Consider the following 25849-nt stretch of genomic DNA (forward strand, 5'->3'; position numbering starts at 1 on the left):
GAATCGACTCAGCGGCGCGTGCGTGGGGTCTTGGCAGCCTGGATGATGAGTTCGCGTTGGCGGCGGATTTCTACCAGTTTGCGGCGCATCTCACGATGGCGCTTACTATTGAGCAACAACAACCCCAACAACGGCAGCACCACAGCGAAGAGGTAGACGCCTTGATGCGGCCGGTAGGCAAACATCGGCAACGCCGCAACCAGACATGTCAGGAAATAACCCGTCACCAACCAGGCCGCCCAAGTGCGCCCGCGAGCAATCAAGAGGTTGCCCACGACCAGAACGATCACCAGGGCCAAAGTGCCGAGCCCGACATAGTCGGTCCTGGCTGACGGCTCCAGGGCACGCCAATAAGTGGTCCCAGCCAACACAAGCAGCGTGGACCCGGAAAAGCATCCCAGCAGGATCGTCCCCATGAAAACTGGAAAGTAACGGGCGAGAAATGATTTCAGCGATCCGCCACCGATCATTCCGTGAACTCCTCATATAGGCCGACGGCCACGGTCTTCACATGGCCGCCGCCGGTATAACTGCCGATAACGCCCAGGGCGCCACCCAACGAGTCCTTGATCTGAGTCAGGGTCGCGTGGCGGATTTCAGCGGAAGAATAACGTTTGGGCACGGCCCCCGCGCGTTGCTGCAACTTGAGTAGCTTCGCCGTCAGGCTCGGGTCCTTGAGCGTTAACAGCTCTTTGGTCAGCTTGCTTCGCTCTTGCCGATTCAGGCCCTTGAGCAACTGATACCAACTCTTTCCAGTGCCGGCCGCTTTGTTGGCCTTGAGCAGCCGGACAGTCGTCAGCGCCGAGCCACCGACACCCACCAGGGAAACCCCGTCAAGGATCGGCGACACTATGTTGTACCAGTCCGCGTCATTCATCTCATCGTTGCCGGTCGGATTGGTCAGCTCATTGGCCACCCGCATCCCGCCAATGACGCATTGCGCGGTGCTGGCCGTCGCGGCAGCGGCGCCCAGGGCAACGACAAAGGCGCTTGCCCCCGCCGTAAAGGGCACGGCGACGCTTCCACTGAACACCACCACCCAACCAATCACAGCGGCGACACAGGACAAGCCGGCATTGGTTGCTTCAAGCCCAAGCTTGGACTCGCGCGGGCTGCTTTTTACCTGATCGATGAATTGCTGCGGTGCGATGTATTTTTTCGCCTCGCGCAGAATGATGCGCTTGGGCGCGATGCTGCAAATCGGCTTGAATTCGCGTAGGACCACTACGTTGAACTCAGCATCGATGTACACCACGCCCGCACCGACAATGCCCGGATCGGCATCAATGGCGGCGAACAGCCGTGGCAGGTTGATTTGGCTTTCAATGCGGCGGCGGGCCATCATCTGGGAGATGCTGTTGTCCATGCCGATGCCGGGTAACGGAGTGCTCATATGAATCGTCCTTGAGAATCGGAGGGTGATACTTTATCCACACTGAACCTTGTGGCGAGGGGATTTATCCCCGCTGGGTTGCGAAGCAGCCCCAAAAAGGCTTAACGCAAACAGACTGCCCCGCCGAGGCGGAAGGTTTTAGGGCCGCTTCGCAGCCCAGCGGGGATAAATCCCCTCGCCACAAAGGCTACGCGTCCGCCATTGCGCGATAAGGCGGGCGCCACGATAACAAACGGCCAGTACTCTCGCTAGAAAGCAAAACGCCAGCACTTAGGCTGGCGTTTTACGAGGCGGCAGGGCAATCAGCGTGGCACGACAGGCTTGCGCGCCGGTTTCGGGCCCTTGCCCTTGGCGGCGTCCTTGCGTTCCTTGGCAGCCTGTTGGTTGCGGGCGAATGCCGCGGCCTTGGCTTGCTCGCGCTTGTCCCATGCGTTGCCACCATCGCTGGCGCGCGGTGGCAGGCCGGTGTGCTGGGTCAGGATCTTGGTGGTTTCCTTGCCCACCTTGTGGCTGCCGGCTGGCGTCGAGTTCTTGCGACGGGCGCTCTGGTAGCTGTCGGTGGCCGGCTGGTGCAACGGAATCAATTGGTTCTTGCCCGGCCCGATCAGGTCGGCGCGGCCCATGCGGGTCAGCGCTTCGCGCAGCATCGGCCAACCCTTGGGGTCGTGATAACGCAGGAAGGCCTTGTGCAGGCGGCGCTGCTCCTCGCTCTTGACGATGGTCACCGCGTCACTCTTGTAGGTGACCTTGCGCAGCGGGTTCTTGCCCGAGTGGTACATGGCGGTCGCCGTGGCCATCGGCGACGGATAGAACGCCTGCACCTGGTCGGCACGGAAACCGTTGCCCTTGAGCCACAGCGCCAGGTTCATCATGTCTTCGTCGGTGGTGCCCGGGTGGGCGGCGATGAAGTACGGAATCAGGTACTGCTCTTTCCCGGCTTCCTTGGTGTACTTCTCGAACATCCGCTTGAATTTGTCATAGCTGCCGATGCCCGGCTTCATCATCTGGTTGAGCGGGCCTTCCTCGGTATGCTCCGGAGCGATCTTCAGGTAACCGCCGACGTGGTGGGTCACCAGTTCCTTGACGTACTCCGGCGACTCGACCGCCAGGTCGTAACGCAGGCCGGAGGCAATCAGGATCTTCTTCACCCCAGGCAAGGCCCGGGCGCTGCGGTACAGCTGGATCAACGAAGAATGGTCGGTGTTCAGGTTCGGGCAGATGCCGGGGAACACGCACGATGGCTTGCGGCACGCGGATTCGATTTCCGGGCTCTTGCAGGCAATGCGATACATGTTCGCGGTCGGGCCGCCGAGGTCGGAAATGACTCCGGTGAAGCCCGGGACCTTGTCGCGGATCTCTTCGATCTCGCGAATGATCGACTCTTCGGAACGGTTCTGGATGATCCGGCCTTCGTGCTCGGTGATCGAGCAGAACGTGCAGCCGCCAAAGCAGCCACGCATGATGTTCACCGAGAAACGGATCATCTCGTAGGCCGGGATCTTCTCCTTGCCGTACGCCGGATGGGGAACACGTGCGTAAGGCATGCCAAACACGTAGTCCATTTCTTCGGTGGTCATCGGAATGGGCGGCGGGTTGAACCAGACATCGACTTCGCCGTGCTTCTGCACCAGGGCACGGGCATTGCCTGGGTTGGTTTCCAGGTGAAGCACGCGGTTGGCGTGAGCGTAGAGCACCGCGTCGCCACGAACCTTTTCCACCGATGGCAGACGAATCACGGTTTTGTCGCGGGTCATTTTCGGGCTCGCCAGGATCTGTACGACCTTGGCTTCGCTCGGGTCTTCGACCGGCCCCTTCTCCTGCTCGATGGCGCAGGCTTGAGTGTCCTGGGTATTGACGTACGGGTTGATGATCTTGTCGATCTTGCCTGGGCGGTCGATGCGCGTGGAATCGACTTCGTACCAGTCTTTCGGCGTATCACGACGGATGAAGGCCGTACCGCGTACATCGGTAATGTCTTCGATCTTGTGGCCGTAGGACAGGCGCTGGGCGACTTCGACGATCGCCCGCTCAGCGTTGCCGTAAAGCAGGATATCGGCGCAGGCGTCGATCAGGATCGAGTTGCGGACCCGGTCCTGCCAGTAATCGTAGTGAGCGATACGACGCAGCGACGCTTCGATACCGCCAAGCACGATCGGGACATGCTTGTAGGCTTCCTTGCAGCGCTGGCTGTAGACCAGGCTCGCACGGTCCGGCCGCTTGCCCGCCATGCCGCCCGGGGTGTAGGCGTCATCGGAGCGAATTTTCTTGTCGGCGGTGTAGCGGTTGATCATCGAATCCATGTTGCCGGCCGCGACGCCGAAAAACAGGTTGGGCTCGCCAAGCTTCATGAAGTCGTCTTTGGACTGCCAGTTCGGCTGGGCAATGATCCCGACACGAAAGCCCTGGGCTTCCAGCAAACGGCCAATGATCGCCATGCCGAACGACGGGTGATCGACGTAGGCATCACCGGTCACGATGATGATGTCGCACGAATCCCAGCCGAGCTGATCCATCTCCTCCCTGCTCATGGGCAGGAACGGCGCCGGGCCGAAACATTCGGCCCAGTACTTGGGATAGTCAAATAACGGCTTGGCTGCTTGCATGTCGATGACCGGTATAAAAGATGAAAAATCGCGGGCGCGGAATATAGCACAAAAAATAACCAATTCCGACGACTATGGTCGGAAATTGGTGGCCCCCCTGTTATTCGTCGTCGTCAAAATTGTAGCTACCCGGCGCCAGGTTCTCGAACCGGGTGTACTTACCGATGAACGCCAGGCGGATAAAGCCGATCGGGCCGTTCCGCTGTTTGCCGATGATGATTTCGGCGATGCCCTTGTGCTCCGTCTCGGGGTGATACACCTCGTCGCGGTACACGAACATGATGACGTCGGCGTCCTGCTCGATCGCTCCGGATTCCCGCAAGTCGGAGTTCACCGGACGCTTGTTGGGGCGCTGTTCCAGGGAACGGTTCAACTGGGAAAGAGCTACCACCGGGCAGTTGAATTCCTTGGCCAGGGCCTTGAGGGAACGGGAGATTTCGGAAATCTCGTTGGTCCGGTTGTCGCCGCTGGAACCGGGGATCTGCATCAGTTGCAGGTAGTCGATCATGATCAACCCGACCTCACCGTGCTCACGCACCAGGCGACGGGTCCGAGCGCGCATTTCCGATGGGCTGATACCGGCCGTATCGTCGATGAACAGCTTGCGGTCGTTGAGCAGGTTGACCGCCGAAGTCAGGCGTGGCCAGTCGTCGTCTTCCAGTTGGCCGGAACGAACCTTGGTCTGGTCGATACGCCCCAGGGACGAGAGCATACGCATGATCAGCGATTCACCTGGCATCTCGAGGGAGTACACCAACACCGCCTTTTCGCTGCGTAGCACGGCGTTTTCCACCAGGTTCATCGCAAAGGTGGTTTTCCCCATGGACGGACGGCCGGCGACGATGATCAGGTCGGACGGCTGCAGGCCGCTGGTCTTCTCGTCGAGGTCGGTGTAGCCGGTGGACAGGCCGGTAATGGCGTTGTCGGTGTTGAACAAGGTGTCGATGCGGTCGATGGCCTTGGTCAGCAGGTCGTTGACGCTGACCGGGCCACCGGTTTTCGGGCGGGCCTCGGCGATCTGGAAGATCTGCCGTTCGGCTTCGTCAAGGATCTCGGCGGCGGTGCGGCCTTCCGGGTTGAAGGCGCTGTCGGCGATCTCGGTACTGATGCCGATCAATTGGCGCAAGGTCGCCCGTTCGCGCACGATCTGCGCGTAAGCCTTGATGTTGGCGACAGACGGCGTGTTTTTCGCCAGCTCACCCAAGTAACCGAGCCCGCCGACCTGGGATGTCTGGCCTTCCTTGTCCAATTGCTCGGCCAGGGTCACGACGTCGATCGGCATGTTCTGATCGGCCAACTTGGCGATCGCACGGAAAATCAGCCGGTGGTCATGCCGGTAGAAATCGCCATCGGAGACTTGATCAAGCACGCGTTCCCAGGCGTTGTTGTCCAGCATCAGGCCACCGAGCACGGCTTGTTCGGCCTCGATGGAATGCGGAGGCACCTTCAGGGCAGCGGTTTGCAGATCGTATTGCTCGGGAGCGGTGATTTCGTTCATGGCCACTTCTGGTTATGAAAATCAGGAATTGCAGAAAGACAAAGGGCACGACCTGTAAACAGGATCGTGCCCGATGTTACCGGCAAGCACCCGAGGGTGCCAACCGACAGGTGTTGCTTAAGCTGCTACCACGACAACGCGTACGGTGGCTTCAACTTCGGCGTGCAGGTGCACGGCTACGTCGAATTCACCTACGTTGCGGATGGTGCCGTTCGGCAGACGAACTTCGCTTTTCGCAACTTCAACGCCGGAGGCGGTCAGTGCGTCAGCGATGTCGTGAGTACCGATCGAACCGAACAGCTTGCCTTCGTCGCCAGCGGTGGCAGTGATGGTCACTTCCAGCTCGGCCAGTTGGGCAGCACGGCTTTCAGCCGAGGTTTTACGGTCTGCGGCAGCTTTTTCCAGCTCAGCACGACGCTCTTCGAACGCAGCCAGGTTGGCAGCGGTCGCAGCGGTAGCTTTGCCGTAAGGCAGCAGGTAGTTACGACCGTAGCCGGCCTTAACGTTTACTTTGTCACCCAGGTTGCCCAGGTTGGTGACTTTTTCCAGAAGGATCAGTTGCATGTGAAAATCCTCTAACTTTTAACCTTCACCGTTCGCGTTGTCGGCGTCTTTCGGCGCCATACGACCGCGAAAATCAATCAGGCTGTCGACGATGGCCAAGACCACCAGCAACGGATAGATCAGTTGCATGAACAGCAACAACGTGACGTACAACCCCACCAGCCAGAACCTGGCCAGTCGCTTTTGCGCCACCAGCCCATGAATCAGGGCCAGGGCGGCAAAGACCAGCGGTACACTGCACAACGGCGTGAGCATCGCCATCTGCGGACCGAAGTTCGGCCCCAGTAGCATGCCCGCCAACAGCAACATCGCCAGCCCAAGCGGGAAACGGATGGCGCGAAACTCGCGACCAAAACCACCCGGGTTGTACAACAACGCCTGCCAGTAGCGCCCGATAACCAGGCTCAGCACACTGACGATTTGCAACAAGGCCGCAATCAGTCCGGTCAGGACGGGGGCGATCAGGGACGCGAAACGCGCCTGCTCTTCTACCGACATCTGCTGGTAGAGATCACCGAGCGCCTCGGGCAGGATTTTTATCAAAGCCTGCGACAGCATCTCGATCTGGGGTGCGAAAGCCACCCCGAGCACCACTGAAAACACCACACCTATCGCTATGCTGACCAGCAGCACGCGGTTCCAGGATTCGCTAGCGCGCAACACCAACGCCAGCGCCGAAGTCCCCAGCAGTACCATGACTGCACGCGGGTCCGCGGAATACAGCCACCAGAGCAAGGCCGGCAGCAGTCCTAGAGCAAGAACGCCCAAGGCGTCCCTCAATCCGCGCCGCAGGAGTACAAGACTCCCGGCGGCAGCACCCAACCAATACAACAACGGCAATGCCGCGCATCCAGCCACTACCAGAGTGGCCTGCATACGACCGCGCATGATGAACTCAGCTAAGGCGCGCATGCATTCAATCCCTTACTACTCGTCGACTGCCCGGTCTCAGCGGCCGTGGCTGTCGGTGTAGGCCAGCAGGGCCAGGAAGCGGGCGCGCTTGATAGCGGTGGCCAGCTGACGCTGATAACGAGCTTTGGTACCGGTGATACGGCTTGGAACGATTTTGCCGGTCTCGGATACGTAGGCTTTCAGAGTGTTGAGATCTTTGTAATCGATCTCTTTCACGTCTTCAGCGGTGAAGCGGCAGAATTTACGACGACGGAAGAAACGTGCCATGTGATTGGCTCCTTAAAAGGTCCGTGGATTACTCGTCAGCGTTATCGCTGTTGTCGCTGTCGCTATCGCTGTCATCGCCATCGGCGCTGTCAGAGTGCTCAGGACGGTCGCGACGCTCACGGCGCTCACTGCGGTTTTCTTCAGCCTTGAGCATCTCGGATTGGCCGGTGACGGCTTCTTCGCGACGGATGACCAGGTTACGGATCACTGCATCGTTGTAGCGGAAGTTGTCTTCCAGCTCGGCCAGGGCCTTGCCAGTGCACTCAACGTTCAGCATCACGTAGTGAGCCTTGTGAACATTGTTGATTGCGTAGGCCAGTTGACGACGGCCCCAATCTTCCAGACGGTGGATTTTGCCGCCGTCTTCTTCGATCAGCTTGGTGTAACGCTCAACCATGCCGCCGACTTGCTCGCTTTGATCCGGGTGGACCAAAAAGATGATTTCGTAATGACGCATGAATGCTCCTTACGGGTTGTAGCCTGCCGCTCAAAAACGGTCAGACAAGGAGTGAATGACACTTATGGACTTGTGGACGCTAGACACATAAGTGCCTGCCATCACAGCAAGGGGCGCAATTGTAGAGAAGGGCCGAGGGCGGCGCAAGGCAATTGGCGATTATTTGAACAACCGCCGATCCTTGCCCTGCACAAAGCACTGTGGGAGCGAGCTTGCTCGCGATAGCGGCGTGCCAGTCGACATTTCTGGCACTGATACACCGTCATCGCGAGCAAGCTCGCTCCCACATTTGATACACGTCTGGCTCAGGCTTTTTTGGCGGAAGCCTTGACGCTGCGCTGGCGCAGCGCTTCGAACAGACACACGCCGGTCGCCACCGAGACGTTGAGGCTGCTGACGCTGCCGGCCATTGGCAACTTGACCAGGTAGTCGCAATGCTCGCGGGTCAGGCGGCGCATGCCCTTGCCTTCGGCCCCCATGATCAGGATCGTCGGGCCCGTCAAGTCCTGGTCATAGATGCTGACCTCGGCCTCACCCGCCGTGCCGACCACCCACAAGCCGCGCTGCTGGAGCTTTTCCAGGGTGCGCGCCAAGTTGGTCACCGCCACCAGCGGAATCACTTCCGCCGCGCCGCAGGCCACCTTGCGCACCACCGGCGTCAAGGTTGCCGACTTGTCTTTGGGCACGATCACCGCCAATGCACCGGCCGCATCTGCCGAACGCAGGCAAGCGCCCAGGTTGTGCGGATCGGTCACGCCATCCAGCACCAGCAACAGCGGCGCGCCTTCGGTGCGGTCGAGCAACTCGTCGAGCATCGCCTCGCCCCAGACCTGGCTCGGGCTTACGTCCGCAACCACACCCTGGTGAACGCCTTCGACCCACACGTCCATTTCACGACGCTCGGCCTGGCCGATGGCAACCTTGTTTTGGGTGGCCAGTTCGACCAGCGCTTGCACACGCGGCTCGCTGCGACCTTCTGCCAACCACACTTGCTTGACGCGTTTAGGGTGGTGACGCAGCAGTGCTTCTACGGCGTGCACGCCGTAGATTTTTTCCAGACTCATGACTTGGCCTTAGGTTTGCGCGACCCGCCGCTTTTGGCGGGGGCCGAACCCGCTTTGGGCGGGCCTTTACGGTGTTTACTTGGCTTGCTCGACGGCTTTTCCGCCCCGTGGGACTTTCCCCCAGACGCCGCTTTACCACCGCTTTTGGCTTCGTTGAGCAACTGCTGCTTCAACTCGCGGCTCTTGCGCAGTTCGGCGTTTTTCGCCGCTGCGTCGCTGGGGCGGTAGGCTTCGGGAGCCTTGTCCTTGGCAGACGAACGGCGACCAGCCCTGGCTGGCTCAGGCTCTGCGGTTTTTGCAGGAGCACCTTTACCTTTGGTCGCAGGCGCTGCGGTCTCGTTGCCACGCTTTTTACGGCCAGTCGGTGCTTCGGCGGGCTTGTCAGACATTCCGAAGTCGATCTTGCGCTCATCGAGGTCGACGCGCATGACCTGCACTTCCACGGTGTCGCCCAGACGGAAGCTGCGACCGGTGCGTTCGCCCGCCAGGCGGTGGTGCACAGGATCAAAGTGGTAGTAATCACCCGGCAAGGCGGTGACGTGCACCAAGCCCTCGACGTAGATGTCGGTCAGTTCGACAAACAAACCAAAGCCGGTCACCGCAGTGATCACGCCAGGGAACGACTCGCCCACGCGGTCTTTCATGAACTCGCACTTGAGCCAGTTCACCACGTCGCGGGTAGCTTCGTCGGCGCGGCGCTCGCTCATGGAGCACTGCTCGCCCAACTGTTCCAGGCCCGCCTCGTCGTACGGATAGATCCGCGCCTTCGGAATGGTCATGGCACCGGCGCGCTTGACGTGCGGGGTGTTCTGCTTGGAATGGATCACGCTGCGGATCGCGCGGTGCGTGAGCAAGTCCGGGTAACGGCGAATCGGCGAGGTGAAGTGGGTATACGCCTCGTAATTCAGGCCAAAGTGACCCTGGTTGTCGGCGCTGTACACCGCCTGGCTCAGGGAGCGCAGCATCACGGTCTGGATCACATGGTAATCCGGACGGTCCTTGATGCTGGCCAGCAGTGCCTGGTAGTCCTTCGGCGTCGGGCCGTCCTTGCCTTTGTGCAGGGACAGGCCGAGCTCGCCGAGGAAGGCGCGCAGTTTTTCCAGACGCTCCGGCGGCGGGCCGTCGTGCACGCGGTACAACGCAGGAATCTCGTGCTTCTTGAGGAATTCCGCGGTGGCCACGTTGGCCGCCAGCATGCACTCTTCGATCAGCTTGTGCGCATCGTTACGGGTCGTCGGGGTGATTGCGGCGATCTTGCGCTCGGAACCGAAGACAATCCGGGTTTCCTGGGTCTCGAAATCGATCGCGCCACGCACGTGACGGGCCCCCAGCAACACCTTGTACAGCGAGTACAGCTGCTTGAGGTGCGGCACCACGCCAGCGTATTCGGTACGCAGGGCCTTGGCTTCACTGGTCTTCGGCGTTTCCAGGATGGTGCTGACCTTGTTGTAGGTCAGGCGCGCCTGGGAGTGGATCACCGCTTCGTAGAACTGGTAGTCGGTCATTTCGCCGGTTTTGGAGATGGTCATCTCGCACACCATGGCCAAACGGTCGACTTTCGGGTTCAGCGAGCACAGGCCGTTGGACAGCTGCTCAGGCAGCATCGGGATCACGCGCTCAGGGAAATACACGGAGTTGCCGCGCACCTGGGCTTCGTTATCCAGGGCCGAACCGATCTTCACGTAGCTGGACACGTCGGCAATCGCGACGAACAACTTCCAGCCGCCGGAGAACAGGCGCAGCTTGCCAGGCTTGGCTTCGCAGTAGACCGCATCGTCGAAGTCGCGGGCGTCTTCACCGTCGATGGTGACGAACGGCAGATGGCGCAGGTCGATGCGTTTTTCTTTATCTTTCTCTTCAACTTCCGGCTTGAGCTTGGCGGCTTCCTTGAGCACAGCCTCGGGCCAGACGTGAGGAATGTCGTAGGTGCGCAGCGCAACGTCGATTTCCATGCCCGGCGCCATGTAGTTGCCGACCACTTCAACGATATCGCCCTGTGGCTGGAAGCGCGCAGTTGGCCAGTGGGTGATTTTCACCTCGACGAACTGACCCACCTTGGCGGCGCCATTACGGCCCGGGGTAATCAGCACTTCCTGCTGGACCTTCGGGTTATCCGGCACAACAAAACCAATACCGCCTTCTTCGAAGTAACGGCCGACGATGGATTCGTGGGCACGGGACACCACTTCGACGATCACGCCTTCGCGACGACCGCGGCGGTCCAGGCCAGACACGCGGGCCAGCGCCCGGTCGCCATCGAACACCAGGCGCATTTGCGCCGGGCTCATGAACAGGTCGTCGCTGCCGTCGTCCGGGATCAGGAAACCGAAGCCATCACGGTGGCCGGCGATGCGACCCAGGATCAAGTCAAGCTTGTCCACCGGCGCATAGGTGCCGCGCCGGGTGTAGATCAGTTGAGCGTCGCGCTCCATGGCGCGCAGACGGCGGCGCAGGGCTTCGAGTTGGTCCTCGGTGGTCAGACCGAACTCTTCGACCAACTGCTCGCGGCTAGCAGGCGAACCCCGATCGGCGAGATGCGCCAGGATCAGTTCGCGGCTAGGAATAGGGTTTTCATATTTTTCCGCTTCACGAGCGGCCTCGGGATCGAGGGACTGCCAATCGGCCATTAGAGAGTTTTCACCTTGTCTATATGCGGGTTAGTTTGGCATAGGCTTAATGAAACGGGAAATTTCAAGCATCCGATCGCTTTTCTAAAGTCATTTGGCCTGCCTTGGAAGCCCGGAAAAGCGCCGCTCGTGAAATTTAGCGGTTTTTTTCTCAGGAGGGGTTTACAGTTAAAAAGACGCTCCGTATAGTGCGCGCCATCGACGACGTACACACGATGTCGATATTGCCCAGATGGTGAAATTGGTAGACACGCCAGCTTCAGGTGCTGGTGACCGCAAGGTCGTGGAAGTTCGAGTCTTCTTCTGGGCACCAATTTCGAGCAACAGGTCAATGGCCTGCTGGCTCAACAAAAACCCGCGAAAGCGGGTTTTTGCATTTTTGCCCCCTGCAATTGCGTTTGGCAATTACTAAAACAAAAACAGGGGTTTACAGATCAAAATGCGCTCCGTATAGTGCGCCACATCAACAGCGGCAACGCTGAAGATGCTGCCCAGATGGTGAAATTGGTAGACACGCCAGCTTCAGGTGCTGGTGACCGCAAGGTCGTGGAAGTTCGAGTCTTCTTCTGGGCACCAATTCAAGCTTCAAGGTTACACCTTGAACCTCACAGAAACCCGCGAAAGCGGTTTTTTGCGTTTCCGCACGCCTAAAATTGCCCCCCCCTGTGGCGAGGGAGCTTGCTGTGGCGCCCGCCTATGCGCTGGTGCTCCTGGATGCAATGGAGGAACTGACCACCGCGCTGCTGAGCCCGACCGGGCTCAATACATTGGCAACGCCGTTTGGGCCCATACCTCGAATGTGGAGTTCGCGGCGGCGCCTTATGCGGCGCTGTTGATTCTGGTATCGGGGTTGCCGGTTTATTTGCTGACGACGCGGATGTACCTGAGCCGCTGAGACCGCCATCGCGAGCAAGCTCGCTCCCACAATTGGATCGGGGCACGGCCGGAGAGACTGGTTGGCTGTTAGGCCGCCTTCGCGGGCAGGCCCGCTCCCACAATTGGATCGGGGTATGACCGGAGAGCTAGGTCGGCTATCAGGCCGCCTCGCGAGCAAGCTTTGCTCCCACACATCTGACGGGTGTACAACCGGGAGAGCCAGGTCGGCTACTAGGCCGCCTCGTGGTGGACGTTGATCTCGGCGCCCCGTTAACCACGATGGCCGAACGCAGGCATTGTGGAGTGGGCATCCCGGCATGGATGCCGGGATAGCCGCGCTGGGCCATGGATGGCCCTTCGCGGCGGCCCACGGAGCAATGCCTTCGTTCAGGCATGCCGAGCCTAGGCGAGGCACCGAGTGGTGGGGCATGAGCGTTTTGGTTACTTTTGCGCTTCTCAAAAGTGACCCGCTGTAAGAGCGGAACCATAAGCGGCCGTTACCACAGCAATGGATATGTACTCAGTCAAGCCGCCAGATCAGGCCCGGAACTGCCCCAGACTCGCCTTCAACTGAGCCGCCAACCCATCCAGGACCTTACCGCTGGCCGTGGTCTCGACCACAGCCTGGGCCGCCTTCTCGGCCTGGGCATGGATGGTTTCCACCCGCCCACGCACCGCTTGCGCACCCTGGGCCTGATGGGCCGCGGCCTGAGTCGCCAGGCCAATGGCCGCATGCACCTGCTCGACGGACGCCTGAACCGACTGCTGCAACCGCGCACTGTCTCGCAGCACCAACAAGCCTTCGCTGGCCTGGCGCCCGGCCTGGCCGATGGCGGCCACCGCCTCGCGAGCGCCCTGCTGCAAGGCCACGATATGCGCCTGGATATCGCCCGTTGAGCTTTGGGTCTTGCTCGCCAACGCCCGCACCTCATCTGCCACCACAGCAAACCCGCGCCCGGTTTCCCCGGCACGTGCCGCCTCGATGGCCGCATTCAAGGCCAGCAAGTTGGTCTGCTCGGCAATGCCGTGGATCACCGTCAGCACCACTTCGATCTGTTCGCTCTGCTGCGCCAGCCGCTCGATCACTTTCGCCCCGGTGTCTACCTGCCCAGCCAGCGCCTCGATCAAGCTGCCGACCTTGGCCGAAGTGCGGGTGTTTTCATCGGTGGCCTGGCGGATCTCCACCACCTGCTGCAAGGCCGCCTGCATCGCCTGGCTTTCCGATTGAGCTTCATCAGCCATTTGCGACAGCGCACGCAGGCTCTCGGCCACTTCATCACGCTGCATCCCGGCCGCCGCATCGGCACCGGAGTTGCGCAAGGTCATCGCACCGATTTCCACACCGGTACGCTGAGCCACATCGCCCGCCTCGCGCACGATGGGTTGCAACTTATCCACAAAACGATTGACCGCCGAGGCCATGTCGCCGATTTCGTCCTTGCTGTTGATTTGCACGCGCTTGGTCAGGTCACCCTCGCCTGCCGCCAGGTCGTTCATGGCCGCGATCAGCAACTTCAGGCGATTGACCACCCGACGCCCCAGCACCACGGCCAGCAGGGCCAGCACACCAAAGCCCACCAGCGCCAGTCCCAGGCCGATGCGCCAGCGCAAGGTGCCTGCCGCTTCCTGCACGGTGCTGGCGGTGTTGGTCTGCATCTGTGTGGCGGTGGCCTGGGCCGACTCCAGGCGACCGCGCATGGCAGTGGCGCTGTCGGCCGCTGCCCCCTTGAGGCTGTCACCGACCAACTGGTCACCGCTGGCGATCAAGGCCAAAAAGCGTTGGTCCAGCGCCTTCAGGTCAGCTTCAACGGAAGCCGTGGAAACCCCCATCAATACCTTGCCGATCTCTACGCCGTTGGGGCTGATCGAGGCTTCGAGGTAATACACCGAGGGGTCGCTCTTCGCCGCATCCAGCACTTTGTCCAACGCCCGCTCGCCCTTGCCTTTTTCCAGCAGCGCCTTGTTGATCGGGTTTTCCCGGTTCAGGTAGCGGGTCAGGTGCTCACCATTGGCGTCATCATAGATAACGAACAGCACATTGGGATTGCGCTGGGCCCGACGGGCGAATTCGGAAAGGGTCGGTATGTCGCTGTCCCACATGGCGCGGGGCGCGACCGAGGCCAGGAGTTGCGCCATATCGTTGGCGGAATCCTTGAGCGATTGCTCGAGCGTCCTGCGCAACTGCGCCTGTTCGTCCTTCAGCCGCGTCGACAAACCGACGGTGAGGCGCTGACGAGTACTGGCAGACAAACTGTCCAGGCTCGAGGTGACCTCGCGCCCGGCCTGCTCCAGCTCGCCAGACAATTTCTGACTATCAACCCCCAGCCGGGCCCCTAGTTCGGCCTCCAACGCGGTGACCGTGCTTCGAGTCAGCGCGACGGCCACCAGCACTTGCACCAAAAGGGCGATACCCAGAGTAACGAACACAGGCCGCAACAGACGGCTTTGTAACAGTGAGAGAACGGCCGACACAGGGGAATCCCTCTACTAAACGCCATTAAATTGATGGCACTTCAAAGAAGTACTTATTATTAACGATGCATAGCAAAGGTCGTGCCGTTCGACCGGCAGAGACGACAAAGGCCCCAAACGAGGGGCCTTTGTGTTTTACATCAACGACTTATCAGGCAAACGGGTGACGCAGAACGATGGTTTCGTTGCGGTCCGGCCCCGTCGAAATAATGTCGATCGGCGCACCGACCAACTCTTCGACACGCTTGATGTAGTTGCGGGCCGCCACTGGCAGCTCTTCCAGGGTCTTGGCGCCCACGGTCGATTCAGTCCAGCCTGGCATCTGCTCGTACACAGGCTCCAGGCCGATGTAGCTGTCGGCGTCGGTCGGTGCATCGATGACGGCGCCGTCCTGGTTCTTGTAGCCCACGCAAATGTTGATGGTTTCCAGGCCGTCCAGCACGTCCAGCTTGGTCAGGCACAGGCCCGAAATGCTGTTGACGTCGATGGCGCGACGCAGGATGACGGCATCGAACCAGCCACAACGACGGGCACGGCCGGTGGTAGCACCGAACTCGTGGCCACGCTTGGCCAGGAAGGCGCCGACGTCGTCGAACAGCTCAGTCGGGAACGGACCCGAACCCACGCGAGTGGTGTAGGCCTTGGTGATACCCAGGATGTAGTCCAGGTACATCGGACCGAAACCCGAACCCGTGGCGATGCCGCCGGCGGTGGTGTTGGAGCTGGTGACGTACGGGTAGGTCCCGTGATCGATGTCCAGCAGCGAACCCTGGGCACCTTCGAACATGATGTCCTTGCCGGCGCGACGCAGCTCGTGCAGCTCGGCAGTGACGTCGAGCATCATCGGCTTGAGCAGCTCGGCGTACTCCATGCACTCGTCCAGGGTTTTCTGGAAGTCGATGGCCGGTTCTTTGTAGTAATTGACCAGGACGAAGTTGTGGTAGTCCAGCAACTCGCCCAGCTTGGCGGCGAAACGCTCACGGTGGAACAGATCACCGATGCGCAGGCCACGACGAGCCACCTTGTCTTCGTAGGCCGGGCCGATGCCGCGACCGGTGGTGCCGATCTTCAGCTCGCCACGCGCCTTTTCACGGGCCTGGTCCAGCGCGACGTGATAGGACAGGATCAGCGGGCAGGACGGGCTGATACGCAGGCGCTCGCGCACCGGTACGCCTTTTTCTTCCAGCTTGATGATTTCCCGCAGCAAGGCGTCGGGAGCAACCACCACACCGTTGCCGATCAGGCACTGGACGCCTTCGCGCAGCACGCCCGACGGAATCAGGTGCAGGACGGTTTTTTCACCGTCGATCACCAAGGTGTGACCTGCGTTGTGGCCACCCTGGTAGCGCACTACGGCGGCAGCATGTTCGGTCAGCAGATCAACGATCTTGCCTTTGCCCTCATCACCCCACTGGGTGCCCAGGACTACGACATTCTTACCCATAACACTTGTCCTCATTCGCGCAAACTTGGTGCCGGCCGCAGCCGGCAGGAAAACTCAAGAAGCCAGCGGCAATACTTGCCAAAGCCCGTTCTGCTGAATCAATTGCCGGTCGCAGTCCGCTTCACGGGCGGCGGCCAAAGGTTGTCCAGGCAAGGCCTGGACAACACGCTGACCCTCACTGCGCAACTGGCAGACTGCTTGCCAGAGTGCCGCATCCGTACTGTCAGGCATCCAGATACCGCCAGACGGTAGCTCGACTTCAGCACGCCCCAGGGTCACCAGGGTTTTCAAATCGGTAGAGAAACCGGTCGCCGGACGGGCACGACCAAAGTCGGCACCGATGTCGTCATAACGGCCGCCCTGGGCGATGGATTGACCCACGCCCGGTACGAACACAGCGAACACGACACCGGTGTGGTAGTGATAGCCGCGCAACTCACCCAGGTCGAAATACAGCGGCAACTCAGGGAAGCGCACCGACAGACGCTCGGCAATCGCCAGCAAGTCGTCCAGCGCCGCCAACACAGGCGCCGGCGCGTGGGCCAGGCGCTCACGGGCAGCGGCCAATACTTCACGTCCGCCACACAGGTCCACCAGCGCCCGCAGCATGCCCGACAGATCGGCCGGCAGACCCTCGGTCAGGCTGATGACTTCGTCGATAGCCTTGCGTTGCAGGGCATCGAACAGCTGTTGCTCCACTTCGCCGGACAAACCGGCCGCACGGGCCAGTCCGCGATAGATGCCAACATGCCCCAGGTCCATGTGGACATCCGGCACGTCAGCCAGTTGCAGCATGGCCAACATCAGGCTGATGACTTCTACGTCGCTGCTCGGGCTGGCGTCGCCATACAACTCGGCGCCCAGCTGGATCGGGCTGCGCGAAGACGACAAGGCACGCGGCTGGGCATGCAGCACACTGCCGGCGTAGCACAGGCGGCTCGGACCTTCACGGCGCAGGGTGTGGGCATCGATGCGCGCCACTTGCGGCGTGATGTCGGCCCGAAAGCCCATCTGCCGGCCCGACTGCGGGTCGATAACCTTGAAGGTGCGCAGGTCCAGGTCCTGGCCCGCACCGGTGAGCAGGGATTCCAGGTACTCGATATGCGGGGTGACGACGAACTCGTAACCCCAACTCTGGAACAGATCCAACACCTGACGACGCGCTACTTCGATACGCGCAGCTTCCGGTGGCAGTACTTCTTCGATGCCATCTGGCAGCAGCCAGCGGTCTACCGTTGCCATTACGCCATTCCCCTATGGTCCGGGCGGCCAGCTTTCGGGCTGGCCTTGAGTGAAGCAGAAAATGCCTGCGCCAGGCGCGCATCCTGGGCAAAAAACGCGCAAGAGCGACGTGACGAATGGCCCACAATCGGCCTCGCCCGGCACTTCCCTCGAAAAACCTGTCGGGTCGTTCAACCCGACGCCTGCATCTATAAACCGCAATCGAACGTGCAGACGCAAAAAAGCCGGGAATTTCCCGGCTGCCGCATCATACACACGTTTTCCCAAAGGATCACCCCGCCCGACGCTTTAGCCGCCGGGCGGAGTGTCTCAGGTCAACGTCGCATCAAGGCTTGGACTTTTCCAGGTAGTGGAAGAAGTCACTGCTTGGGTCCAGGACCAGGACGTCGGATTTGTTCGCGAAGCTTTCACGGTAGGCACGCAGGCTACGGTAGAACGCGTAGAACTCCTGATCCTGACCGTAGGCCTTGGAGTAGATCGAAGCGGCCTGGGCATCACCATCACCACGGACCTCTTCCGATTCACGATAGGCTTCGGCCAGCAACACGCGGCGTTGGCGATCGGCGTCGGCACGGATGCCTTCGGCCAGCTCGTTACCCTTGGCGCGGTGCTCGCGGGCTTCACGCTCACGCTCGGTGCTCATCCGCTCGAACACGCTGCGGTTCACTTCCTTCGGCAGGTCGATAGCCTTGACCCGGACATCGACCACTTCGATGCCCAGTTCTTTTTCCGCCATCGCATTCAGCGAACGGGTGATGTCGGCCATGAGCGCATCACGCTCACCGGAAACCACTTCATGCAGCGTGCGCTTACCGAACTGGTCACGCAGGCCCGATTCCAGACGACGGGACAGACGCTCGTCGGCGATCTGCTTCAGACCAGAGGTCGCGGTGTAGAAGCGCTCGGCATCCTTCACACGCCACTTGGCATAGGCATCCACCATCACGGCTTTCTTTTCCAGCGTCAGGAAGCGTTGCGTCGGCGCATCCAGCGTCATCAGGCGAGCGTCGAACTTGCGCACCTTGTTGACGTACGGCACCTTCACATGCAGCCCTGGCTGGACATCAGCCTGGACCACGCGACCGAATTGCAGCAACACCGCGCGCTCGGTCTGAGCCACGATGTAGAAGCAGTTCCAGGCAGCGATCGCCACGACGACACCGACAATAAGGGCGATCAGCGATTTATTGCTCATCAGCGACTCTCCCTGGTACGTGCTTGCTGTTGTTGCAGGTCCGCCGCCGCACGGGTGCCGGCCTCATTGCCGGTCGCCGTCGAGCTGGTCGGTGGCGTGCTGGTGTTGCGACCGCTCTCGACCATCTTGTCCAGCGGCAGGTACAGCAGATTGCTCTGGCCGTTCTTGTTGCCCGTCACGAGGACCTTGCTTGTGTTGCTGAAGACTTCCTGCATGGTGTCCAGGTACAGGCGCTGGCGGGTCACTTCAGGGGCCTTGCGATACTCGGCCACCAGCTTGGTGAAGCGATCAGCCTCACCCTTGGCACGGGAGACCACTTCGTCACGGTAACCGTTGGCATCCTCGATGATGCGCTGGGCCTGACCACGGGCTTCCGGCACGACACCGTTGGCATAGGTCTCGGCCTGGTTGCGCGAACGCTGCTCGTCTTCACGGGCACGGATCACGTCGTCGAAGGCTTCCTGGACCTCACGCGGGGCTGCCGCGCTCTGGACGTTGACCTGGGTGACGGTGATGCCGGTGCGATAGGTATCGAGGAACCGCTGCAGGCGCTCCTTGATTTCGCTGGCCATCAGTTCACGACCTTCAGTCAGCACCTGGTCCATGGCGGTGGAACCCACCACATGGCGCAAGGCACTCTCGGTCGCGTGCTGCAGGCTGATTTCCGGCTGGTCGACGTTCAGCACGAAGTCCTGCAGGTTGGTGATCTTGTATTGCACGGTCAGCGGCACTTCGACGATGTTCTCGTCTTCGGTCAGCATCTGGCCCTGCTTGGTGTACGCCCGCTCACGCGTGACGTTCTCCATGTACTTCTGGTCGATCGGCGGGAAATAGATGTTCAAGCCCGGGCCAACCGTCTCGTAGTACTTGCCGAAGCGCAGCACTACCGCCTGCTCCTGCTCGTCCACGACATAGACCGCGCTGTACAGCCAGACAGCCGCCAGCACGACCAGACCGATGCCGAGCAGGCCAAAACCGCCGCCCTTGCCCGGACGACCGCCTCCATCGTCACCGCGTTTTTTACCACCACCGAACAAACCGTTCAGGCTTTCCTGCAGCTTTCGGAAGGCCTCGTCGAGATCCGGCGGCCCCTTGCGGTCGCCGTTGTTACGACGTTTGCCACCCCAAGGATCCTGATTATTCGAGTTGCCACCCGGCTCATTCCAAGCCATAGCGCTCTCCATCTGATAAAGCAAAGACGCACCCACGGCGCGCCGACCAATGCTACAGAATGCCTGACACAGCTTTCTCAGGCTTTTATTGCAAAGTGTGTTGCTCGATGAATTCCATCGGTTGCAGCCCTTCGCGGCTGACCAGCCGGTTGAGCTCCGCCCGAGGCAGGCGAACAGCCAGCAGGCAGACGCCTTCGTCGTCGTGTTCCTCTTTTTGCACAGCCCCCAGCTCAAAGAACTGGGCTCGCAGCCGGGCGAAACGTTGCGGCAACTTCAGGGTGCCGACAAACAGATCGTTGCCCAACAGCTCGGCCACGGCCTGCTTGAGCAGGTCCAGGCCGCTGCCATCACGGGCCGACAGCCAGACCCGTTGCGGCTTGCCGTCGGCATCGCGCTGGATCTGCGGCTCCACACCTTCGAGCAAATCGAGTTTGTTGTATACCTCCAGGATCGGCAAGTCCTGGGCTCCGATCTCGCCCAGCACCACCATCACCTGCTCGATCTGCAGCATCCGGTCCGGCTCGGCGGCATCGATCACGTGCAGCAGCAGGTCGGAGTTGCTCGACTCTTCGAGCGTAGCCCGGAAAGCCTCGACCAGCTTGTGCGGCAGGTGACGAATGAAGCCCACAGTGTCGGCCAGCACGATCGGCCCGAGGTCGTCCAGGTCGAGCCGGCGCAGGGTCGGGTCGAGCGTGGCAAACAACTGGTCGGCGGCGTAGACGTCGGATTGGGTGACATTATTGAACAGGGTCGATTTGCCGGCGTTGGTATAGCCCACCAGTGAAACCGTCGGGATATCTGCCCGTTTGCGGCCGCGCCGCGACTGCTCGCGCTGGCTGCGGACCTTTTCCAGCCGCCCCTTGATCTGGCGCAGGCGCACCCGCAACAGGCGTCGGTCGGTTTCCAGCTGGGTTTCACCCGGGCCGCGCAGGCCAATACCGCCTTTTTGCCGCTCAAGGTGAGTCCAACCGCGAACCAGCCGCGTACTCATGTGCTCAAGCTGGGCCAGTTCGACCTGGAGCTTGCCTTCATGGGTGCGGGCGCGTTGGGCGAAAATATCGAGGATCAGCCCCGTACGGTCGATCACGCGACACTCGAAGACACGTTCGAGGTTACGTTCCTGACTGGGTGTGAGGATGTGATTGAAAATCACCAGATCGACCTGTTCGGCCTTGACCAGGTCGCGCAACTCCTCGACCTTGCCACTGCCGATCAGGAACTTGGCGGTTGGCCGATGACGCGGCACGTTGAAAAACGCGACGGTCTCGGCGCCGGCCGAAAGTGCCAATTCCTGAAACTCCTGCGGATCTTCGCGCGCCTCAGGGTCCTGTCCATCCAAGTGAACGAGAATGGCCCGTTCACCACCACCGTGGCGCTCAAAGAACAAAGGAGGCTCCTATCAGGCGTTACCCGGTTCAGCGTCACCGCCTTCGGATTCGGTTGCGCTAGGCAGACGAATTGGACGAACTGGCACGACTGTCGAGATCGCGTGCTTGTAGACCATTTGGCTGACGGTGTTTTTCAGAAGGATGACGAACTGGTCGAAAGACTCGATCGTGCCTTGCAGTTTGATCCCGTTGACCAGATAGATGGACACCCCAACTTTCTCTTTACGTAAAGTGTTCAAGTAAGGGTCTTGTAGCGAATGCCCTTTTGACATGTGCCGCACTCCTTTAAGGATCAATAATAAAAATCGGAATCAGATGGCTTGGGCCGTCACACCCCCAAGGATAGACGGCAATTGCAAGGACTCAGCTCAATATGGAGATGGTCCCAAGGTATTTCAAGGCGCGTGGCAGATTGTCGCAATCGAGACTGTCGAGCCAATGCAGGTCAGTCCAGCTGCGCAGCCAGGTGAACTGGCGTTTCGCCAATTGGCGCGTGGCAATGATCCCACGCTCCTGCATCTCGGCTGACGTCAGCTTGCCGTCCAGGTAATCCCAGACTTGTCGATAACCTACCGCACGTATAGACGGCAACCCGGCATGCAGGTCACTTCGCTCACGCAGGGCTACGACCTCGTCTATGAACCCCTGTTCCAACATTAATGTGAATCTTTGTTCAATTCGCCGATGCAGCACTTGCCGGTTCGCCGGAGCGATGGCCAGATTCGCGACAGTATAGGGCAATTGTTGCAGTCCCGAAGCGGCTGCTTCAGTACTTTGCGCAGATTGTCGCTGGCGCAGGGCGGTCATGCTCTGGCCGCTGACCCGATAAACCTCCAGGGCCCGACTGAGACGCTGTGGGTCATTGGGGTGAATACGCGCCGCCGATTCCGGGTCGATAACTGCCAATTGCTCGTGCAGGGCTTGCCAGCCAAGGCGCGCGGCCTCTTCTTCGATCTTCGCGCGCACCTCTGGATCGGCCGCCGGCATGTCCGCCAACCCCTCGACCAAGGCCTTGTAGTACAGCATCGTGCCACCCACCAGCAGCGGAATCTTGCCCCGCGCGGTGATCTCGGCCATGGCCTGGAGGGCGTCACGACGAAAATCGGCCGCCGAATAAGCCTCGGCCGGGTCGAGGATGTCGATCAGGCGATGGGGAAATTCGGCCAGCAGCGCTTTCGACGGCTTGGCGGTGCCGATGTCCATGCCCCGGTAGACCAGGGCCGAATCGACGCTGATCAACTCGCAGGGCAGGACTTTGGTCAATTCGATGGCCAGGTCGGTCTTGCCGGCGGCGGTCGGTCCCATCAGGAAAATCGCGGGGGGCAACTGGCTCATCAACGACCGCGCAGGAACAGTTTGTCCAGGTCGTCCAGGCCCAATTGGGTCCAGGTCGGCCGGCCATGGTTGCATTGGCCGCTGCGTTCGGTGTTTTCCATGTCCCGCAGCAGGCCGTTCATTTCCGGCAGGGCCAGGCGCCGGTTGGCGCGGATCGCGCCGTGGCAGGCCATGGTGCCGAGAAGTTCGTTCAGGTGCGCCTGGATGCGGTCGCTGGTACCGTACTCCATCAAGTCCGCCAGCACGTCGCTGACCAGGCGATTGGCCTCGGCCTGTTTCAACAGGGCCGGGATCTGTCGGATCGCCAGGGTTTCCGGGCCCAGGCGCTGCAATTCGAAGCCCAGGCGCTGGAACCAGGCCACATGTTCCTCGGCGCAATCGGCTTCGCGCTGGCTGACGGCCAGGGACTCGGGTACCAACAATGGCTGGCCGCTCAAGCCTTCGCTGGCCATGGCGATTTTCAGCCGCTCGTACATGATCCGCTCATGGGCGGCGTGCATGTCCACCAGGACCAGGCCCTGGGCATTTTCCGAGAGGATATAGATGCCTTTGAGTTGCGCCAGGGCATAGCCCAGAGGCGGGATATCGCCTTGGCCGTCGGGCATCGCCGCCGCTCCGGCTTCCGGCAAGGGTTTGAAGAACTCGCGATAGGCCGCCTGGGCCTCGGCTGCCGGCACGCTGGATTGCGGGCGCGGGCTGTATTGATATTGATAGCCGCTGCCAGCACCGCTCCCGGCCGTGTTATAGCTCGGCTGAGGCTGGGGTTGCTCCAGCAGTGCGTTGGCCGCCAGGCGCATTTCCCCCTGGGGCCCGAATTCGCCAGCGTCCAACCCCGTTGGCCGGACCATGCCGCCCACCGCCGCCGGCGCCGCCAGTTGATCTTCCGGGCGCACATCGCCCAAGGCGCGGTGCAGGGTGCCGTAGAGGAAGTCGTGGACCATGCGCCCGTCACGGAAGCGCACCTCGTGCTTGGTAGGGTGCACGTTGACGTCCACCACCGCCGGATCGACTTCAAAAAACAGCACGAAGGTCGGATGCCGGCCATTGAACAGCACATCGCGATACGCCTGGCGCACCGCGTGGGCCACCAGCTTGTCGCGCACCGCCCGGCCGTTCACGTAGAAATACTGCAAGTCCGCCTGGCTGCGCGAGAAGGTCGGCAACCCGACCCAACCCCACAGGTGCAGGCCATTGCGCTCCACCTCGATGGGCAAGGCCTGTTCCAGGAAACCTGCGCCGCACACCGCGCCGACACGTCGGGCGCGGGCCGCATCATCATGGGCCTCGTGCAGGCTGAGAATGGTCTTGCCGTTGTGGCGCAAATGGAACGCCACGTCAAAACGCGCCAGGGCCAGGCGCTTGATGACTTCTTGCAGATGATCGAATTCAGTCTTCTCGGCCTTGAGGAACTTGCGCCGGGCCGGGGTGTTGAAGAACAGGTCACGCACCTCCACCGAGGTGCCCACCGGATGGGCCGCAGGCTGCACGCGAGACGCCATGTCACGGCCCTCGGTCTCGACCTGCCAGGCCTGCTCGGCGTCGCGGGTGCGGGAGGTGAGGGTCAGGCGCGACACCGAACTGATGGAAGCCAGCGCCTCGCCCCGAAACCCCAGGCTCATGACCCGCTCGAGGTCTTCCAGGTCGCGGATCTTGCTGGTGGCGTGGCGCGCCAGGGCCAGCGGCAGGTCGTCGGAAGAAATACCGCCGCCGTCATCGCGCACCCGCAGTAGCTTGACGCCGCCCTGCTCGACATCCACATCAATGCGCTTGGCCCCGGAATCAAGGCTGTTTTCCAGCAGTTCCTTGATGACCGATGCTGGCCGCTCGACCACTTCACCGGCGGCGATCTGGTTCGCCAGCCGGGGGCTGAGCAGTTCGATGCGGGCGGTGCTGCCGATCACTTCGTCACTCATTGCTTGGCCGCCACTTCATTGCCCGGAATGGTCAAGGTCTGGCCAATCTTGAGCTCATCGCTCTTGAGATTGTTGGCGCTGCGCAAGGTGGCGGGCGACACCTGGTAACGCACGGCGATCATCGCCAGGGTTTCACCGGGATTGACCCGATGGTCCCTTGGGCCCTGGGCGATCTTGCCGGAGTCGCGCAGCCAGGCGATGTAGGTGCCTGGCGGTGGGTTCTGCTGGAAGAACTGCCGCACGCCACTGCTGATGGAACGGGCCAGGGCCTGCTGATGACTGGAGGACGACAGCTTGGACGCCTCGTTGGCGTTGGAGATGAAGCCGGTTTCCACCAGGATCGACGGGATATCTGGCGATTTGAGCACCATGAACCCGGCCTGCTCGACGCGCTGCTTGTGCAGCGGCGTGACGCGACCGATGTTGCTCAGGACTTTCTGGCCGACGTTCAGGCTGGAGGTCAACGAGGCGGTCATCGACAAATCGAGCAATACACCGGCAAGCATGCGGTCCTTGTCGTCGAGGCTGACGTTGCCGGCACCGCCGATCAGGTCGGAACGGTTTTCGCTGTCGGCCAGCCAACGGGCGGTTTCGGACGTGGCGCCGCGGTCGGACAGGGCAAACACCGAGGCCCCGAACGCTGCCTTCGAAGGCGCGGCATCGGCGTGGATGGAGACGAACAGGTCGGCGCCTTTCTTGCGGGCGATTTCGGTACGCCCGCGCAAGGGGATGAAGTAGTCGCCGGTACGGGTCAGTTCGGCGCGGAAGCCTTTCATGCCGTTGACCTGGCGCTGCAATTCACGGGCGATGGACAGCACCACGTCTTTTTCACGCTGCCCGCGCGAGCCCGAGGCTCCCGGGTCTTCGCCGCCGTGACCGGCGTCGATCACCACGATGATGTCGCGCTTGCCGGCCGGAGCCGGTGGCAGCTTGAGTGCAGGCTCGGGCGGGGTCACCGGCACCGCTGGCAGCGTGGCGACATTGGTCGGCGGCGGCGCAGGTGGCGCCGCATCGGCCGGGTTGTCGAACAGGTCCACCACCAGCCGATTGCCGTACTGGGCGTTGGGGGCCAGGGTGAAGCTTTTCGGGGTCACGGCTTTTTTCAGGTCGATGACCACCCGCAGGTCGGTCGGCGTACGCTGGGCCGAGCGCATCGCGGTAATCGGCGTGTTGGCGGTCGCTACGTTCAACGGCGCGCCCAGGGACGCCCCATTGATGTCGATCACCAGGCGATCCGGGGCGGTCAGGGTGAATACGCTGTGCTGCACCGGGCCCGTCAGGTCAAACACCAGCCGTGTGTTGTCCGGCGCCCGCCAGAGGCGAACGCTGTTGACCTTTGTCTCGGCCACAGCATCGACGGCCAGTGCCGTAAGCAACAGTCCTACGACAGCAACCACCGCGCGAAAGCGCATACCAAACCCCATCAT

Annotated in this window: 20 protein-coding genes, 2 tRNA genes and 2 pseudogenes; 3 read left to right on the top strand and 21 right to left on the bottom strand. The window is 61.2% G+C overall.

Translation table 11 applies throughout. The features are described 5' to 3' along the window. Nucleotides 1–8 precede the first annotated feature (8 nt). The 10 genes from Q7F16_RS19200 to rnr all read right to left on the bottom strand — a co-directional run bounded on the left by Q7F16_RS19200 (nucleotide 9) and on the right by rnr (nucleotide 11385). Nucleotides 9–470 carry a lipoprotein gene (locus Q7F16_RS19200; protein ID WP_046065546.1) on the bottom strand — a complete coding sequence of 154 codons (462 nt, stop codon included), beginning with the start codon at nucleotides 468–470 and terminating at the stop codon, nucleotides 9–11. After that, a complete protein-coding gene (locus Q7F16_RS19205) occupies nucleotides 467–1393 on the bottom strand; it encodes a hypothetical protein (RefSeq protein WP_014336314.1) in 927 nt (308 codons plus the stop codon). Before Q7F16_RS19205 ends, Q7F16_RS19200 begins: the two co-directional genes overlap by 4 nt. A 302-nt stretch (nucleotides 1394–1695) precedes the next feature. After that, the gene (locus tag Q7F16_RS19210) at nucleotides 1696–3996 is read right to left on the bottom strand and encodes a YgiQ family radical SAM protein (RefSeq protein WP_024618454.1); all 2301 of its coding nucleotides are present in this window, start codon (nucleotides 3994–3996) and stop codon (nucleotides 1696–1698) included. 100 nt (nucleotides 3997–4096) lie between these two features. Continuing rightward, nucleotides 4097–5494 (bottom strand): replicative DNA helicase, encoded by a 1398-nt coding sequence (gene dnaB, locus Q7F16_RS19215; protein WP_014336312.1) that lies wholly within the window; start codon nucleotides 5492–5494, stop codon nucleotides 4097–4099. 117 nt (nucleotides 5495–5611) lie between these two features. Next, a complete protein-coding gene (gene rplI / locus Q7F16_RS19220; RefSeq protein ID WP_003197251.1) occupies nucleotides 5612–6058 on the bottom strand; it encodes a 50S ribosomal protein L9 in 447 nt (148 codons plus the stop codon). An 18-nt stretch (nucleotides 6059–6076) separates the two neighbouring features. Continuing rightward, complete coding sequence (locus Q7F16_RS19225; protein WP_024618455.1) at nucleotides 6077–6970, bottom strand: hypothetical protein; 894 nt, start codon at nucleotides 6968–6970, stop codon at nucleotides 6077–6079. A 36-nt stretch (nucleotides 6971–7006) separates the two neighbouring features. Continuing rightward, nucleotides 7007–7237 carry a 30S ribosomal protein S18 gene (gene rpsR, locus Q7F16_RS19230; protein WP_002551829.1) on the bottom strand — a complete coding sequence of 77 codons (231 nt, stop codon included), beginning with the start codon at nucleotides 7235–7237 and terminating at the stop codon, nucleotides 7007–7009. A 28-nt stretch (nucleotides 7238–7265) separates the two neighbouring features. Beyond that, nucleotides 7266–7694, bottom strand: a complete 429-nt coding sequence (rpsF, locus tag Q7F16_RS19235) for a 30S ribosomal protein S6 (protein WP_003186395.1) — start codon at nucleotides 7692–7694, stop codon at nucleotides 7266–7268. A gap of 305 nt (nucleotides 7695–7999) precedes the next feature. After that, entirely contained in the window at nucleotides 8000–8758 is a 759-nt protein-coding gene (gene rlmB / locus Q7F16_RS19240; protein WP_014336310.1) for a 23S rRNA (guanosine(2251)-2'-O)-methyltransferase RlmB, read from the bottom strand. Continuing rightward, complete coding sequence (gene rnr / locus Q7F16_RS19245) at nucleotides 8755–11385, bottom strand: ribonuclease R (protein ID WP_409556713.1); 2631 nt, start codon at nucleotides 11383–11385, stop codon at nucleotides 8755–8757. The genes rlmB and rnr overlap by 4 nt, the downstream gene beginning before the upstream one ends. A gap of 226 nt (nucleotides 11386–11611) precedes the next feature. On the opposite strand from rnr, the gene Q7F16_RS19250 reads away from it, so the two are divergent. The 3 genes and pseudogenes from Q7F16_RS19250 to Q7F16_RS19260 all read left to right on the top strand — a co-directional run. Next, a tRNA-Leu gene (locus tag Q7F16_RS19250) sits at nucleotides 11612–11698 on the top strand. 176 nt (nucleotides 11699–11874) lie between these two features. Further along, nucleotides 11875–11961 (top strand) — tRNA-Leu (locus Q7F16_RS19255). Between the two features lie 125 nt (nucleotides 11962–12086). Continuing rightward, a pseudogene (locus tag Q7F16_RS19260) lies at nucleotides 12087–12280 on the top strand (iron ABC transporter permease); the annotation flags it as partial. Between the two features lie 518 nt (nucleotides 12281–12798). On the opposite strand, the gene Q7F16_RS19265 reads toward Q7F16_RS19260, so the two are convergent. The 11 genes and pseudogenes from Q7F16_RS19265 to Q7F16_RS19315 all read right to left on the bottom strand — a co-directional run bounded on the left by Q7F16_RS19265 (nucleotide 12799) and on the right by Q7F16_RS19315 (nucleotide 25849). Further along, on the bottom strand, nucleotides 12799–13683 hold the full coding sequence (locus Q7F16_RS19265) for a methyl-accepting chemotaxis protein (protein WP_412177602.1): 885 nt from the start codon (nucleotides 13681–13683) through the stop codon (nucleotides 12799–12801). Continuing rightward, nucleotides 13657–14397 (bottom strand): annotated as a pseudogene (locus Q7F16_RS19270) (HAMP domain-containing protein); the annotation flags it as partial. The gene Q7F16_RS19265 and the pseudogene Q7F16_RS19270, both read right to left, overlap by 27 nt. A gap of 487 nt (nucleotides 14398–14884) precedes the next feature. Then, nucleotides 14885–16177: an adenylosuccinate synthase gene (locus tag Q7F16_RS19275; RefSeq protein WP_003186407.1), complete on the bottom strand. Its 1293-nt coding sequence runs from the start codon at nucleotides 16175–16177 to the stop codon at nucleotides 14885–14887. 54 nt (nucleotides 16178–16231) lie between these two features. After that, nucleotides 16232–17419 (bottom strand): ATP phosphoribosyltransferase regulatory subunit, encoded by a 1188-nt coding sequence (locus Q7F16_RS19280; RefSeq protein ID WP_046065549.1) that lies wholly within the window; start codon nucleotides 17417–17419, stop codon nucleotides 16232–16234. A 325-nt stretch (nucleotides 17420–17744) separates the two neighbouring features. Continuing rightward, entirely contained in the window at nucleotides 17745–18614 is an 870-nt protein-coding gene (hflC, locus tag Q7F16_RS19285; RefSeq protein WP_018610083.1) for a protease modulator HflC, read from the bottom strand. Continuing rightward, complete coding sequence (gene hflK / locus Q7F16_RS19290; protein ID WP_409556712.1) at nucleotides 18614–19786, bottom strand: FtsH protease activity modulator HflK; 1173 nt, start codon at nucleotides 19784–19786, stop codon at nucleotides 18614–18616. Before hflK ends, hflC begins: the two co-directional genes overlap by 1 nt. A gap of 85 nt (nucleotides 19787–19871) precedes the next feature. Then, nucleotides 19872–21173, bottom strand: coding sequence for a ribosome rescue GTPase HflX (hflX, locus tag Q7F16_RS19295; protein WP_014336304.1), 1302 nt, complete (start codon nucleotides 21171–21173; stop codon nucleotides 19872–19874). Nucleotides 21174–21185: 12 nt separating this feature from the next. Further along, complete coding sequence (gene hfq / locus Q7F16_RS19300; protein WP_003186419.1) at nucleotides 21186–21446, bottom strand: RNA chaperone Hfq; 261 nt, start codon at nucleotides 21444–21446, stop codon at nucleotides 21186–21188. 91 nt (nucleotides 21447–21537) lie between these two features. Then, complete coding sequence (gene miaA / locus Q7F16_RS19305) at nucleotides 21538–22509, bottom strand: tRNA (adenosine(37)-N6)-dimethylallyltransferase MiaA (RefSeq protein ID WP_046065551.1); 972 nt, start codon at nucleotides 22507–22509, stop codon at nucleotides 21538–21540. Then, nucleotides 22509–24422, bottom strand: coding sequence for a DNA mismatch repair endonuclease MutL (gene mutL, locus Q7F16_RS19310; protein WP_046065552.1), 1914 nt, complete (start codon nucleotides 24420–24422; stop codon nucleotides 22509–22511). The genes miaA and mutL overlap by 1 nt, the downstream gene beginning before the upstream one ends. Further along, nucleotides 24419–25849: an N-acetylmuramoyl-L-alanine amidase gene (locus tag Q7F16_RS19315; RefSeq protein ID WP_046065553.1), complete on the bottom strand. Its 1431-nt coding sequence runs from the start codon at nucleotides 25847–25849 to the stop codon at nucleotides 24419–24421. The genes mutL and Q7F16_RS19315 overlap by 4 nt, the downstream gene beginning before the upstream one ends.

Origin of the sequence: Pseudomonas sp. Lb2C2 (assembly GCF_052112205.1) — a bacterium.
GTDB lineage: Bacteria > Pseudomonadota > Gammaproteobacteria > Pseudomonadales > Pseudomonadaceae > Aquipseudomonas > Aquipseudomonas kilonensis.